The 14781-nt window shown below is 70.5% G+C and carries 11 protein-coding genes; 5 read left to right on the top strand and 6 right to left on the bottom strand.

What is annotated here, in order from left to right:
• Positions 1–5: 5 nt before the first annotated feature.
• Both BM199_RS16850 and BM199_RS16845 read right to left on the bottom strand, forming a co-directional pair.
• Positions 6–836, bottom strand: a complete 831-nt coding sequence (locus tag BM199_RS16850; RefSeq protein ID WP_091674170.1) for a hypothetical protein — start codon at positions 834–836, stop codon at positions 6–8.
• Complete coding sequence (locus BM199_RS16845) at positions 833–1126, bottom strand: hypothetical protein (protein ID WP_091674169.1); 294 nt, start codon at positions 1124–1126, stop codon at positions 833–835. The genes BM199_RS16850 and BM199_RS16845 overlap by 4 nt, the downstream gene beginning before the upstream one ends.
• A gap of 270 nt (positions 1127–1396) precedes the next feature.
• On the opposite strand from BM199_RS16845, the gene edd reads away from it, so the two are divergent.
• The 3 genes from edd (at position 1397) to BM199_RS16830 (ending at position 5547) form a co-directional block, all read left to right on the top strand.
• Complete coding sequence (gene edd, locus BM199_RS16840; protein WP_177242648.1) at positions 1397–3286, top strand: phosphogluconate dehydratase; 1890 nt, start codon at positions 1397–1399, stop codon at positions 3284–3286.
• Positions 3283–3912 (top strand): bifunctional 4-hydroxy-2-oxoglutarate aldolase/2-dehydro-3-deoxy-phosphogluconate aldolase, encoded by a 630-nt coding sequence (gene eda, locus BM199_RS16835; protein WP_091674168.1) that lies wholly within the window; start codon positions 3283–3285, stop codon positions 3910–3912. The genes edd and eda overlap by 4 nt, the downstream gene beginning before the upstream one ends.
• A gap of 183 nt (positions 3913–4095) precedes the next feature.
• Positions 4096–5547: a lipase maturation factor family protein gene (locus BM199_RS16830; RefSeq protein WP_091674167.1), complete on the top strand. Its 1452-nt coding sequence runs from the start codon at positions 4096–4098 to the stop codon at positions 5545–5547.
• Between the two features lie 87 nt (positions 5548–5634).
• Here BM199_RS16830 and BM199_RS16825 read toward each other — a convergent pair whose 3' ends face one another.
• The 3 genes from BM199_RS16825 to BM199_RS16815 form a co-directional block, all read right to left on the bottom strand.
• Positions 5635–6162 carry a regulatory protein RecX gene (locus BM199_RS16825; protein ID WP_177242654.1) on the bottom strand — a complete coding sequence of 176 codons (528 nt, stop codon included), beginning with the start codon at positions 6160–6162 and terminating at the stop codon, positions 5635–5637.
• 80 nt (positions 6163–6242) lie between these two features.
• Positions 6243–7295 (bottom strand): recombinase RecA, encoded by a 1053-nt coding sequence (gene recA / locus BM199_RS16820; protein WP_091674165.1) that lies wholly within the window; start codon positions 7293–7295, stop codon positions 6243–6245.
• Positions 7296–7506: 211 nt separating this feature from the next.
• Positions 7507–7701 carry a DUF3046 domain-containing protein gene (locus BM199_RS16815; RefSeq protein ID WP_091674164.1) on the bottom strand — a complete coding sequence of 65 codons (195 nt, stop codon included), beginning with the start codon at positions 7699–7701 and terminating at the stop codon, positions 7507–7509.
• A 42-nt stretch (positions 7702–7743) separates the two neighbouring features.
• On the opposite strand from BM199_RS16815, the gene BM199_RS34935 reads away from it, so the two are divergent.
• Positions 7744–7869 (top strand): hypothetical protein, encoded by a 126-nt coding sequence (locus tag BM199_RS34935; protein ID WP_281245708.1) that lies wholly within the window; start codon positions 7744–7746, stop codon positions 7867–7869.
• A 187-nt stretch (positions 7870–8056) separates the two neighbouring features.
• On the opposite strand, the gene BM199_RS16810 is transcribed toward BM199_RS34935, so the two are convergent.
• Entirely contained in the window at positions 8057–10000 is a 1944-nt protein-coding gene (locus BM199_RS16810; protein ID WP_091674163.1) for an Hsp70 family protein, read from the bottom strand.
• Between the two features lie 117 nt (positions 10001–10117).
• On the opposite strand from BM199_RS16810, the gene BM199_RS16805 reads away from it, so the two are divergent.
• The gene (locus BM199_RS16805; RefSeq protein WP_091674276.1) at positions 10118–14728 is read left to right on the top strand and encodes an ATP-dependent helicase; all 4611 of its coding nucleotides are present in this window, start codon (positions 10118–10120) and stop codon (positions 14726–14728) included.
• Positions 14729–14781: the final 53 nt, after the last annotated feature.

Below are 14781 nucleotides of genomic sequence, written 5' to 3'. Positions count from 1 at the left end.
CGGGATCAGTTGATGAAGCGCAGGTCCGTGATCGTGCCGCTGGCCACGAGCCACACGTAGAGGTCCGTCAGCACCAGCGTGCCGAGCGTGATCCAGGCGAACATCATGTGCCGGTCGTTGATCTTCGTGATCTGCGTCCACATCCAGTACCGCACCGGATGTTTCGAGAAGTGCTTGAGCCTGCCGCCGACGGCGTGCCTGCACGAGTGGCAGGACAGGGTGTAGCACCAGAGCAGGACCACGTTGGCGAGCAGAACGAGGTTGCCGAGGCCGACACCGAACCCGGCCTCACCGCCGAAGGCCAGGATCGCGTCGTAGGTGTTGATCAGGGTGATCACCAGCGCCACGTAGAAGAAGTAGCGGTGCGCGTTCTGGATGATCAGCGGCAGCCTGGTCTCGCCGGTGTAGCGGGCATGCGGTTCCGCCACCGCGCAGGCGGGCGGGGACAGCCACACCGAGCGATAGTAGGCCTTCCGGTAGTAGTAGCAGGTCAGCCGGAAACCGAGCAGGAACGGCAAAACGAGGAAGCCGAGCGGGATGAACCCGGGCAGTTCCCCGAAGGGCGTCCCGAAGTGACTCGAGCCGGGAACACAGGAGTCGCTCAGGCAGGGTGAGTAGAAGGGCGTCAGATAGTGGTGCTCGGCGACCCAGTAGGACTCGCGCATGAACGATCGGATCGTGGCGTAGATGACGAAGGTCGCCAGCCCGAGCGTCGTGAGCAGCGGAGGCAGCCACCATCGGTCGGTGCGCAGGGTCCGAGCGCCGATGCGGGCCCTGTTCGGGCCGCCGACACCGGCCGCTGTCCGGCTGGCCACGCTGCTAGCCGGGCGGCTCACCGCTGGTGACGCTGGTAGCCGCCGACACCTTCGTCATCGGCGCCCTGCCAGAGCGCGGGGTCATAAGGGGTGTCCGGCACGACCACCACGTTCGCGCGGTCCTGTGGGGTGTGCTGCGCAGGCACCGGCGGGGTCTGGTCCAGTTCGCCCGCGTCGATGTCCAGGCGCTCCACGTCGTTGACGAGCCGCCGGACACCCGGCGCCTCCCCGTAACGCGCCCGCAGTGCGCCGACGCACTGCCGCAACTGGCCGATCGTGCGACGGAGTTCGGACATTTCACTGGTGGTCATCGGATACCTCCGAGTCAGTTCGTTCGGCTGTGCCGAGTCGGGCGGTGGCGGCCTCGGCACCGCGCTCACCGCCGACTCTGCCTTGCCGTGTGCAGTGTGACAAGTAGCACAGCGGCCGTTTCGGCCGTGATCGGGGTCACCTTAAACGATCTTCTGGATCGATTTTGATACGGCGCCGATCCCGAGGTACTGTGTCCGGAGTCACGACCGCGCGACGTCAGTGCCGCCGTACGCCGGGCCACCACCTCCTGACCCGACCCGGAGAGGCGAATGAGCGCTACCCGCACTGACCCCGAGATCCATCCCACCGTCGCCGAAGTGACCGCGCGGATCGTCGCCCGCAGCACGCACAGCCGCCGCGAGTACCTCGAGCGCGTCCGCTCCGCGGCCGCGGAAGGGCCCGCCCGCGCCGGAATGGCCTGCAGCAACCTGGCTCACGGGTTCGCGGCCTGTGAAGGCTCCGACCGTCTCGCCATCCGCGGGTTGCGCAAGCCGGGCGTCGCCATCGTCTCCGCCTACAACGATTTGCTCTCTGCGCACCAGCCGCTGAAGGAGTTCCCCGACTGGATCAAGGACGCCGCCCGCGAGGCCGGCGGGGTCGCACAGTTCGCCGGCGGCGTTCCGGCCATGTGCGACGGCATCACGCAGGGCAGGGCGGGCATGGAGCTGTCACTGTTCAGCCGCGAGGTGATCGCGATGGCGACCGGCGTGGCGCTCTCGCACGAGATGTTCGACGGGGCGCTGTTGCTGGGCGTGTGCGACAAGATCGTGCCCGGGTTGCTGATCGGCGCGTTGGCTTTCGGACACCTGCCCGCGATCCTTGTGCCTGCCGGGCCGATGAGCTCCGGGTTGCCGAACAAGGAGAAGGCACGGATCCGCCAGCTTTTCGCCGAGGGGAAAGCCACCCGCGAGGATCTGCTGGACGCGGAGTCCGCGTCGTACCACTCGGCGGGCACCTGCACCTTCTACGGGACCGCGAACTCCAATCAGCTCGTGGTCGAGGTGATGGGCCTGCACCTGCCGGGCGCCAGCTTCGTCCACCCTGGCACTCCCATGCGCAAGGCGCTCACCGAGGAGGCCGCGCGGCGCATCGTGGAGCTGTCGAGGGGTGAGCGGTACACCCCGATCGCCGACGTGATCGACGAGCGCGCCGTGGTCAACGGCCTCGTCGCGCTGCTCGCGACCGGTGGCTCCACAAACCACACCCTGCACCTCGTCGCGATCGCCGCGGCGGCCGGGATCCAGCTGACCTGGGACGACTTCTCCGACCTCTCGGCCGTGATCCCACTGCTCGCCAACGTGTACCCGAACGGCAGTGCGGACATCAACCACTTCCACGCCGCGGGCGGTGTCCAGTTCCTGGTCGGCACGCTGCTCGACGCCGGGATGCTGCACCCGGACGTGCGCACGGTCGCGGGAACGGGCCTGCACCACTACCGCACCGAGCCCGTGCTCGACGGCGACAAGCTCACCTGGCGTGAGGTCGAGACCCGCACCCTGGACGAGGACGTGCTGCGGCCCGTGGACAAGCCGTTCGCACAGGACGGGGGTCTGCGCGTGGTGTCCGGCAACCTGGGCAGGGCGGTGATCAAGATTTCCGCGGTGGCACCGGAGAACCGGGTGGTGCGCGCTCCCGCGCGGGTGTTCACCACGCAGCAGCAGTTCACCGACGCATTCCGGGCGGGCGAGCTGGACCGCGATGTGGTCGTGGTGATCCGCAACCAGGGTCCACAGGCCAACGGAATGCCGGAACTGCACGGGCTGACCCCGGCTCTCGGCGTGCTGATGGACCGTGGTCATCACGTCGCACTGCTCACCGACGGCCGCATGTCCGGTGCGTCCGGCAAGGTTCCCTCCGCGATTCAGGTCACCCCCGAAGCCGCGCTGGGCGGCCCGCTGGCCCGCGTCGCCGACGGCGACCTGATTACCCTCGACGCCGAGACCGGGCTGCTGGACATCGCCGTGGATGCCGCCGAACTGGCGGGAAGACCACTCGTCGACGGCCCACCTGATGAGGGTGAATGGACCGGGACGGGCAGGGAACTGTTCGGCGCGCTGCGCCGGGCGGTCGGTCCGGCCGACCAGGGAGCGAGTGTGTTCGGTGGGATGACGTCGGCGCACTTCGGTGCGCGGGCCGACCTGACGGAGGTGCGCGGATGACCACGAGTTCCCAGCTGCTCGAACTCTCGCCGGTGATGCCGGTGGTCGTCGTGGACGAGGTACGTCATGCGGTCCCGATCGCCGAGGCACTGCTCGCCGGTGGCATCGGGGTCATCGAACTGACCCTGCGTACCCCGGTCGCTCTCGAGGCGATCGCGGCGGTGGCCGCCGAGGTGCCCGGCATCGTGGTCGGGGCAGGCACGGTCACCACGCCGGAGCAGGCCGGTCAGGCGGCCGACGCCGGTGCCGGTTTCCTGGTCACCCCCGGCTGCACCGATGCCGTGCTGGACGCCGCCTTCGCCACCGGACTGCCGTTCCTGCCGGGCGCGGCCACCGTCTCCGAGGCGATGCGCCTCGCCGAGCGCGGGCTCGACACGCTGAAGTTCTTCCCGGCCGAGGCGGCAGGCGGCACCGCTTACCTGCGGTCCATCGCCGGGCCGTTGCCGGGACTACGCTTCTGCCCCACGGGCGGAATCACCGCGAGCAGCGCGGGGAACTACCTCGCACTGCCCAACGTGGGCTGCGTCGGCGGCTCCTGGCTCACGCCGAAGGACGCCGTGGCCGAGGGTGACTTCGTCCGGATCGAGGCGCTGGCGAAGGAGGCCGCCGCGCTGAGAGCCTGGTGAACTGGAGCTACGTGGCGATGGTGCGTCAGGGAACGCGCGCGGCGAAGCCCACGAGCGGCGAGGCGGGGCGCATGACTCGTGGTGGTGAGCGTCGTGCGTGAGTCCGAGCCCCGCCGAGTCGATCGTGCCGCGCGTTTGCCAAAAGACACAGCGCTGCCCCGGTGAGCACGAGGAGTACCTGCGGTGGGATGGGACTGGTTCGCCGACCCGGACTACTGGGCGTCCCGACTGGTCTTCCAGCGGCTGCTGGCGGCCATCTACCTCGTCGCGTTCCTGTGCGCGGCGAACCAGTTCCGTGCTCTGCTCGGCACGAACGGCATCACGCCCATCCCCCGTTTTCTCGAGAAGACGTCGTGGCGCCGGTCGCCGAGCATCTTCCACCTGCACTACTCCGACCGGTTCTTCGGCGCGGTGTCGTGGACCGGTGTGGCGATCTCCGCGGCTCTGTTGTTCGGTGCCGCCGACTCGGTGCCGGTGTGGGCCGCGCTGGTGATCTGGGCCGTGCCATGGGCCCTGTACCTGTCGATCCTCAACGTCGGCCAGGTCTGGTACGGCTTCGGCTGGGAATCGCTGCTGGTGGAAGCCGGCTTTCTGGCGATCTTCCTCGGCCCTGCCGATATGGCGCCGCCAGTGCTCGTGCTGTGGCTGTTGCGCTGGCTCCTGTTCCGCGTCGAGTTCGGCGCCGGGATGATCAAGATGCGCGGCGACCGATGCTGGCGGGACCTGACCTGCCTTAACTATCACCACGAGACCCAGCCGATGCCCGGCCCGCTGAGCTGGTACTTCCATTATCTTCCCCGGCCACTGCACAGGGTCGAGGTGCTTGCGAACCACGTCGCTCAGCTGGTGGTCCCGTTCGCGCTGTTCGCGCCGCAGCCGGTGGCGACCGTCGCGGCCGCCGTCGTGATCGTCACCCAGGGCTGGCTCATGCTGAGCGGCAACTTCTCCTGGCTCAACGCGCTCACCATCACCCTCGCCGTCTCCACGATCGACGGCAGGCTGCTGGACGCCGTGCTACCCGGTGAGCGACCGGCGCTCGCCGCGATTCCGTACTGGTACGGAGCTGTGCTGCTCACACTCACCGCCCTGGTCCTGGCGCTGAGCTACCAGCCGGTCCGGAATCTGCTCGGCAAACGGCAGCTGATGAACTACAGCTTCACGAGCCTGCGGCTGGTGAACACCTACGGCGCGTTCGGCACGGTCACCAGGACTCGGCACGAGGTCGTCCTGGAAGGCACCGACGCGACGGAACTCGGCCCGGACACGGTGTGGCAGGAGTACGAGTTCAAGGGCAAGCCCGGCGACCCGATGCGCCGCCCGCGCCAGTTCGCGCCGTATCACCTGCGGCTGGACTGGATGATGTGGTTCGCCGCCCTATCCTCGCGTTACGGGGCATCCTGGTTGCCCGGCCTGGCCGCGAAGCTGCTGGCCGGTGACCGCCGGACGACCCGTCTGTTGCGCGGGAACCCCTTCGCCGGGACCGCACCGACCTTCCTGCGGGCCCGCCTCTTCTCCTACCGGTTCACCACGCCGCGGGAACGGAATGAGACCGGGGCCTGGTGGGTCCGGGAACCGGAGCGGACGGTCATCCCCCCGTGCAGGCTCGGCGCGGACGGCTCCGCACAGCGCGTTTGAATGACAGCGCGCGTGAGTTGGTGCCTGGAAGCCAGAACCCTGGCGACTCGATCACGGACCCGAGTTCGCAGACAGACACTGGTCCGCTCAGTCGGCCTGCGCGTCGTCGAGCATCGTCGCCTCGGCGCCCGCGATGCGCAGCTCGTCCCGGATCACTGTGTAGGCAAGCCCCTGTGGGTAGCCCTTGCGGCCGAGCATGCCGAGGAGCCTGCGGATCGCGGTCTGCTCCTCGACGTTGCTCATACTCCGCAACCGCTTGCGGACCAGTTCCCGCGCTCGCTGTTCCTCGGAGTCCTGATCGACCTCCTCCGCCGCCTGTGCCGCCACCTCGCCGTCGACGCCCTTGCGCCGCAGTTCCGCGACAAGTGCGCGCCGCGCCAGGCCCTGATTGGCATGACGCGAGCGCACCCAGGTCTCGGCGAACGCGGCGTCGTCGACCAGCCCGGCGTGGTCCAGCTTGCCGAGCATGGTCTCCCGGGTCTCCTCGTCGAAACCCTTGCGGCGCAAGGCCTGGCGCAACTCGTCCTTGCTGCGCGGCCGGATCGCCAGCAGATCGAAGCAGACCTCCTTGGCCGCTTTCCTTGCCTCGTCGGGCGACAGCTCCTCCGGATTCAGCTTGGGCACGATTTCACCTCGGACACAGTCCTCTCCTCAGTGCCTGAGCCCGCACGCGCTTCCGGAACTGCCAAGTCGGGTTAGAACTCGACCGGGGCGGGGGCGACGGCTTCTGTCTCGTCGGCGTCGAGCTTCGCGCCGATCCCGAGCTTGTCCTTGATCCGCTTCTCGATCTCGTTGGCGATGTCCGGGTTGTCGCGCAGGAACTTCCGCGCGTTTTCCTTGCCCTGGCCGAGCTGGTCGCCCTCGTAGGTGTACCAGGCACCGGACTTGCGCACGATGCCCTGATCGACACCCATGTCGATCAGCGAACCCTCGCGGGAGATGCCGTGCCCGTAGAGGATGTCGAACTCGGCCTGCTTGAACGGCGGCGCGACCTTGTTCTTCACGACCTTGACACGGGTGCGGTTACCGACCGGCTCGCCACCGTCCTTGAGCGTCTCGATGCGGCGGACGTCCAGCCGGACCGAGGCGTAGAACTTCAGCGCCTTTCCACCGGTGGTGGTCTCCGGCGAGCCGAACATGACGCCGACCTTCTCGCGCAGCTGGTTGATGAAGACCGCGGTGGTACCGGAATTGTGCAATGCGCCGGTGAGCTTGCGCAGCGCCTGGCTCATCAGCCGCGCCTGCAGACCCACGTGCGAGTCCCCCATCTCGCCCTCGATCTCCGCGCGGGGCACCAGCGCCGCGACGGAGTCGATGACCAGGATGTCGAGCGCGCCGGAGCGGATCAGCATGTCCGCGATCTCCAGCGCCTGCTCACCGGTGTCCGGCTGGGAGACCAGCAGTGCGTCGGTGTCCACCCCGAGCGCCTTGGCGTACTCGGGGTCCAGTGCGTGCTCCGCGTCCACGAACGCGGCGATACCGCCCGCCCGCTGCGCGTTGGCGACCGCGTGCAGGGCGACGGTGGTCTTACCGGAGGACTCCGGACCGTAGATCTCCACCACCCGGCCGCGGGGCAGCCCGCCGATACCGAGCGCGACGTCGAGCGCGATGGCGCCGGTCGGGATCACCGCGATGGGGGCGCGCCCCTCGTCCCCGAGGCGCATCACCGACCCCTTGCCGTACTGCTTGTCGATCTGGGCAAGGGCCAGGTCGAGTGCCTTGTCCCTGTCCGGTGCTGCTGGAGCCATGAGAATCCACCTCGTTGGTCGGAAGCCTGTGGGGCTGCTGTGCTGTTTTCGAGCCGGGTCCGACGCTACGGGCGGGGACCGACAGTTCCAGGACTCGATGGCAATCTGTGGATCGCTCGCCCCGGCGCGAACAACACCATAGCCGAACACGTGTTCGAGGTCGCGAGCGACACGCCCGCCGCCGGAAAAGTTCAGCGTCGTTCAGCGTCATTCAGCGTCGTTCGGCGGGAATTCCGAAGTCCGCGCAGACCACCTGCCAGATCTGCTTCGCCGGGACACCCGCGTCGAGCGCCTGTTCGACGGTGCGCCCGTCGAGCCCGCTGAACACGTGGTCACGGACCAGCGTCTCGGCACGTACCGAGCCGAACTCCTCCGCCATCATTCGCCGGAACACCGTGGTACGCATCGCAGTCAGCGTAGCCGGGGCTCCCGGCCGTATCGTGAAGGGATGTTGCTCACGCAGATGGAGATGCCCTCGTGGGGCCCGACCGCGCTGACCCTCGCCTCGATCGCGGTCGTGACCTCGGCGCTCGTGGTCCTGCTCCGGTTCTACCGGAACAACAACCGGCGCTGATTTGCTGGTGAACCGCATCCGCGATCGCGTCGCCAGGGCGCTCTTGTGTTGTTCGTCGACGTTCGGGCGATCTGGCGCCCTGCCGCCGAGATAGCGGGCCTTCGGCTGGGCGGTCCGCCAGTGAGACTTCCCCAGTGCGGCACCGTTTCGGCAACCCGCTGAATTTGCTGGTGAACCGCGTCCCCACTCACTCGCCGGGCTGGATGTGCTGCTCGAAGTAGTCGGCCAGCGCCGCGGGCGCGGTCGCCGACTCCTGGCCCGTGCTGTTGACCTGGTAGATGAAACCGGCCAGAGGGCGGTCCTGCACCCGGAAGACCAGGACAGAAGAGTCCCGGCCGCCCGCAGCGGAATAGGAGCCGTCCAGCGCGTTGCCGCGCCAGTCGGCCCGCACGACGTCCGCCCCGCCGGTGCGGTTGAGCAGACCGTTCGTGTATCGCTCCAGGTCCTCGGCCGAACCGCCGTGCAAATAGGTCACCTGGGCGCCGGCCAGACCCGGTGTCGAGCAGGTGACCGAGACACCGAGGCTCTCCTGGTCCGCCGCGGCGGCGGGGCCGGTACCCATGCCCGGTGTGCAGCCGTTGTCGTCGGCGACCGAGCCCGCCAGCTGCCGCAGGCACCCGGTGAAGCCGGACTCGTCCACCTCGCCCGGCTGCTGGCACTCCTGGGCGGTATGGGTCTGCACCGAGGGCGACCGGGTGAGCAGGTAGGTCGCACCGGCCGCGACCAGCACCACCAGCACCGCGGCGACGCCGATGAGCGTCTTTCCCTTCGAGCGGCCGGATCCGGACTGCTGCGCGGCGGGATACGTGGGGAAGGCCGCGCCCTGGGCCTGCTGCTGGGTCGGCGCCGGTTGCGGGCCGCTGTGCGGGAACGCCTGGCCCGCTCCCTGCGACCCTTGCGACCCTTGCGACCCATAGTGGCCCTGTGCGCCGTAAGGGCCCTGCGGCTGTGCCGGAGGGGTGACCTGCGGGCCGGGCGGGCCCTGCTGGTACCGGGCGGGGGCGCCGGAGGCCGCCACCTGGCCCTCCACGTTCTGCGTTCGCATGCTCAGACCGTCCGCGGAGACGTGGTGTGCGCCGAACGCCACCGCGGTCTCCGGCTGGTCGAGGCTCGTCGGCACCACGCCCAGCTTCTCGGCGATCATCGTGGCCACCAGCGGGAGCCTGCTCGATCCACCGACGAGGTAGATGCCACCGAGGTTGCCGGGCGACACCCCTGCGGAGCGCAGTGTCCTGGACACCAGCTCGACACTGCGCAGCATCGCCGGGCGCACCAGGGCCTCCAACTCGCCCCTGGTGACCAGGACGTCGGCGAACGGCTCCGGCATCGGCACCTCGGTCTGCGGATGCCGGGACAACGCCTCCTTCGCGGCCCTGACGTCCTCCTGCAACGCACGCCGGGTACGGCGGTCCGCCGTGGACTCCGGCCGGAGCAGGCGCTGCCAGCGCTGTGGGTCGCGGTGCGAGACCTCCCTGCCGACGTGCACCAGCAGCGCCTGGTCGACGTCGAGCCCGCCGAGGTCGGGCAGCCCGTCCTCGGCCAGCACCGCGAACCCCGACCGCTCCGGGCCGAGAGCGCCGACGACAGCGACGTCGAACGTGCCCGCCCCGAGGTCGTAGACCGCGAGCGCCTGGCCCTGCGCGAGGCCCTTGCCGGGGAAGGACGCGAAATGCGCTGCCGCGGCCACCGGTTCGGGGACCAGTGAAAGACCGCCGTTCGCGCCGGCGAGCCGCGCCGCGGACAGCAGCACGTTGCGCCGCACCGGCCCCCACTGGGCGGGATGAGTCAGGCGCACCTCGTCGGGATGATCGCCGCCGAGCTGGCGGGAGGTCTCCTCGAAGACCCTGCGCAGCACCGCGGCCAGCGCCTCGGTGACGGGGACGACGTCGTCGCCGAGCAGCAGGGTCTGCTCGTCGACCCTGCGCTTGGGATTGGGCTCGAACCTGGTCGGGTCCAGCCGCGCCCTGCGCTCGGCGTCCCTGCCGACCATCAGCGTGCCGTCCTCCTCCGCGAACACCGCGGAGGGCATGGTCGCCGAGCCGTCCACCTCGACCACCCTGGATGGACGGCCGTGCGCGGACAGCACGGCGACGGTGTTGGACGTCCCGAGATCCACCGAAAGGATCCGCACAGCTCTCCCCTGTCACCTGGCTGGTAGTCGCCGGTGATGCTGCCATGCCCGGTAACGCCGTGCGGACGGACCACACAGATCGGGTCCCCCGAGCTGAGAATGTCGGACCCCGGGCCGATGATGGACGACGTGGGCGACGTACTGGACCTCTTCTCCCCCGCGACCAGGGACTGGTTCGCCGGGGCCTTCGCCGCGCCCACCACCGCCCAGGACGGCGCGTGGCGCGCGGCGCACGCCGGGCAGCACGCGCTCGTGGTCGCCCCCACCGGGTCGGGCAAGACCCTCGCCGCGTTCCTGTGGGCACTGGACCGGCTCGCCGTGGAAGGCCCGCCCGAACAGGCGGCACACCGCTGCCGGGTGCTCTACGTCTCCCCGCTCAAGGCGCTCGCGGTGGACGTCCAGCGCAACCTGCGCGCTCCCCTCACCGGCATCTCGCAGGCGTCCCGGCGGCTCGGCCTCGACCCGCCGGACATCACCGTCGGGATGCGCACCGGGGACACACCCGCAACGGAGCGGCGATCTTTCGCCCGCACCCCGCCCGACGTGCTGGTGACCACACCGGAGTCGCTGTTCCTGCTGCTCACCTCCGCCGCGCGGGAGTCGCTGCGCGGCGTCGAGACGGTGATCGTCGACGAGGTGCACGCCGTCGCGGGCACCAAGCGCGGCGCGCACCTCGCCCTGTCCCTGGAGCGGCTGGACGAGCTGCTGGCGAAGCCCGCGCAGCGCGTCGGGCTCTCGGCGACGGTACGGCCGGTGGACGAGGTCAGCTCGTTCCTCGCGGGCGGCAGGCCGGTGACGGTGGTGCAGCCCGAGATCGCGAAAACCATCGAGGTCCGGGTCGAGGTGCCGGTCGAGGACATGTCCGCACTCGACGCGCCGTCGAGCGAGGGCGACCAGGAGCTGGCGGAGATCGCGGGAGCCGAGGTGCGGCGGCCCTCCATCTGGCCAGCCGTGGAGCAACGGGTGCTCGACCTCGTTCTCGACCACCGCTCCACCATCGTTTTCGCCAACTCACGCAGACTCACCGAGCGGCTCACCGCCCGGTTGAACGAACTCGCCGCCGAGGCGGCCGAGACGGCAGCCCCGGCCGATGCGGCGGACCGGCGGTTCCCCGCCGAAGCGGTCGGCCAGTCGGGGGTCACCACGGGAGCCGAGGCCACCGTCGCCAAGGCGCACCACGGATCCATGTCCCGCGAGCAGCGCACACTCGTCGAGGAGGAGTTGAAGTCCGGCAGGCTGGCGTGTGTCGTCGCCACGTCGTCCCTGGAGCTCGGCATCGACATGGGCGCGGTCGACCTCGTGGTGCAGATCGAGGCGCCCCCCACCGTCGCCTCCGGCCTGCAGCGCGTCGGCAGGGCGGGCCACCAGGTCGGCGCCGTGTCCTCAGGGGTGATGTTCCCCAAGTTCCGCGGTGACCTGGTCTCCTGCGCGGTGGTGGCGGAGCGGATGGCCGCGGGGCGGATCGAGGCGCTGCGCTACCCTCGCAACCCGCTCGACGTGCTGGCCCAGCAGGTGGTGGCGATGGTCGCGCTGGAGCCGAGAACGGTGCCGGAACTCGCGGCCGTGATCCGCAGGGCGGCACCGTTCGCGGCCCTGCCGGACGACGCGTTGCACGCCGTGCTCGACATGCTGGCCGGGCGATACCCCAGCGAGGAGTTCGGGGAACTGCGCCCACGGATCACCTGGGACCGGATCACCGGAGAGCTGAACGGGCGCCCCGGCTCGCAGCGCCTCGCGGTCACCTCCGGCGGCACCATCCCGGACCGGGGGCTGTTCACCGTGATGACCCCGGGCAGCGAGGGCAGGCCGGGGAGCCGGGTCGGTGAGCTCGACGAGGAGATGGTGTACGAGTCCCGGGTCGGGGACACGGTGCTGCTGGGAACCTCGTCCTGGCGGGTCACCGACATCACCCACGACCGCGTGATCGTCGTCCCCGCGCCGGGCGAGCCCGCCCGGATGCCGTTCTGGAAGGGCGACACCATCGGGCGCCCACTCGAACTGGGGCGCGCGCTCGGCGCCTTCGTCCGCGAGGTGTCCGATTCGGACACCGAGACCGCGATGCGCAGAGCCGCGGCGGCGGGCCTCGACGAACGCGCGCAGCGCAACCTCGTCGGCTACCTGGACGAGCAGCGCGCCGCGACGCGGCATGTGCCGCACGACCGCACGATGCTGCTGGAGCGGTTCCGCGACGAGCTGGGCGACTGGCGGGTCGTGCTGCACTCGCCGTTCGGCGCACAGGTCAACGCCCCCTGGGCGCTGGCGATCGCCGCGCGACTGCGGGAGAACCGGGGCGTCGACGCCCAGGTGGCGCACTCCGACGACGGGATCGTCCTGCGCGTGCCGGAGGCACTGGACTCCGACGGCGTCGAGGTGACGATAAGGGCGGACGACGTGCTGCTCGACCCGGATGAGGTCGAACAGATCATCGTCGACGAGGTGGGCGGGTCGGCCCTGTTCGCGGCGCGCTTCCGCGAATGCGCCGCGCGGTCGCTGCTGCTGCCCCGCAGGAACCCGGGCAAACGGAGCCCGTTGTGGCAGCAGCGCCAGCGCTCCGCCCAGTTGCTCGGTGTCGCGTCGAAGTACGAGCGGTTCCCGGTCGTGCTGGAGGCGATGCGGGAGTGCCTGCAGGACGTGTACGACGTCGGCGGGCTGCGCGAGCTGATGTCCGATGTCCGGGCTCGGCGGATCAGGGTGGTGGAGGTGGAGACCCCCGCGGCCTCGCCCTTCGCGCGCAGCCTGCTGTTCGGCTACGTCGGCATGTTCCTGTACGAGACGGACGCGCCGCTCGCGGAGCGCAGGGCCGCGGCCCTGGCGCTGGACTCCACACTGCTGGCCGAGCTGCTCGGCACGGAGGCGATCCGGGAACTGCTGGACGCCGATGTCGTCGCCTCGGTGGAACGCGCGCTGCAGCGGCTGGAACCCGACCGCCACGCGCGCGACGCCGAGGACACCGCCGATTTGCTGCGGTTCCTCGGGGATCTGACCGTGGCGGAAGCCGCGGAGCGTGGGGTGGCCGAGGAATGGCTGCTGGAGCTGGAGGCGACGCGGGCGATCCGGGTGCGGATCGGGGGCGAGGAACGCTTTCTCGCGATCGAGGACGCGGGCCGGGTGCGCGACGCCCTCGGCACCGCACTGCCGGTCGGCGTGCCGGAGGCGTTCACCGAGCCCGTGGACGACCCACTCGGTGACCTGCTGTCCCGCTACGCGAGGACCAGGGCGCCGTTCCCCGCCGCGCAGGCCGCACGGCGGTTCGGTCTCGGCACCGCTGTCGTGACCGGTGTGCTGGACCGGCTGACGTCGGAGGGCAGGCTGGTCCGGGGCGAACTCAGCCCGGTGAGCCACGAGCACATGCCGGAGTCCGGGACCGAGTACTGCGACGCCGGGGTGCTCCGGCGGCTGCGGCGAGCGTCGCTCGCGCAGCTGCGCGCCGAGGTGGAACCGGTGGAGCCCGCGGCGCTGGGCCGGTTCCTCCCCGCCTGGCACGGTATCGGTGCGCGCGTCCGCTCGGCCCCGACCGCCGACGACGTGCTGTCCGTCGTGGACCAGCTGGCCGGCGCCCCGCTGCCGGCGAGCGCGCTGGAATCACTCATCCTGCCCAGCAGGCTGCCGGGATACTCCCCGGCGCTGCTGGACGAGCTGACGACCGCGGGAGAGGTCACGTGGTGCGGCTGTGGCGCGTTGCCGGGTGGCGACGGCTGGGTGGCACTGGCCGGCAGCGACATCGCCGACCTGCTCCTGCCGGAGTTGGAGGAGCAGGCACCCGCCAGTCCGCTGCACGACGCCATCCGGTCCGCGCTGGAGGGCGGTGCACTGTTCTTCCGGCAACTGGCCGACCGCGTGGCACCGCTGCTGGAGTCCACACCGGACGACGGGGACGTGGTCTCCGCGCTGTGGGACCTCGTGTGGGCAGGTGAGGTCAGTGGCGACACACTGGCGCCGTTGCGCACGCTGGTCTCCGGACGCGGCGCCGCGCACAAGCCACGGCGGTCGGCACCGCGGGGGCGCTACGCCCGGATGCGGGCGGGCAGACCCGCGATGCCCTCGCGCACCGGGCCGCCGACCGTCGCGGGACGCTGGGCACTGACGCCGCCGAGGGAGAACGATCCGACCCGGCGCACGCACGCCAGGACGGAGGCCTTCCTCGAACGCCACGGCGTGCTGACCAGGGGCGCACTGGAGACGGAGCGGGTCACCGGCGGCTTCTCCGGCATCTACAAGGTGCTGCGTGGCATGGAGGACTCCGGACAGGTGATCCGCGGGTACGTGATCGAAGGGCTCGGCGCCGCACAGTTCGCGGCGCGGGGCGCGGTGGACCGGCTGCGCGCCGTATCCGACATCGGCAGTGGCAGGCGCACGAGCACCCCGGCCGTGGTGCTGGCGGCGACCGATCCGGCGCAGCCCTACGGTGCCGCGCTCGCCTGGCCCGCGGCGGTCGGCGACACCAAACACCGCCCCGCGCGCAAGGCGGGTGCGCTCGCCGTGCTGGTCGACGGCTCCCCCGTGCTGTACGTGGAACGCGGCGGGCGCTCGCTGCTGTCGTTCACCGAGGACGAGACCGCCCTCAAGGAAGCCGCGCACGCCCTGTCCACGGCCGTACGCGAAGGCTGGCTGGGTCAGCTGTCGGTCCAGCGAGCCGACGGCGAGCAGGCACTGACCTCCGCGCTGGCCGAGGTCCTGCGCGACGCCGGCTTCCGCGCCACCCCCAAAGGCCTCCGCCTCCGCGCCTGATCGCCATCCACGTACACGAGTTGGCTGTCCATGCACACGTGTTCGCCGTTCAT

It is taken from the genome of Amycolatopsis marina (assembly GCF_900111885.1).
In the GTDB taxonomy this organism is placed as follows: domain Bacteria; phylum Actinomycetota; class Actinomycetes; order Mycobacteriales; family Pseudonocardiaceae; genus Amycolatopsis; species Amycolatopsis marina.
This window is presented reverse-complemented; position numbering and strand designations above follow the sequence as displayed.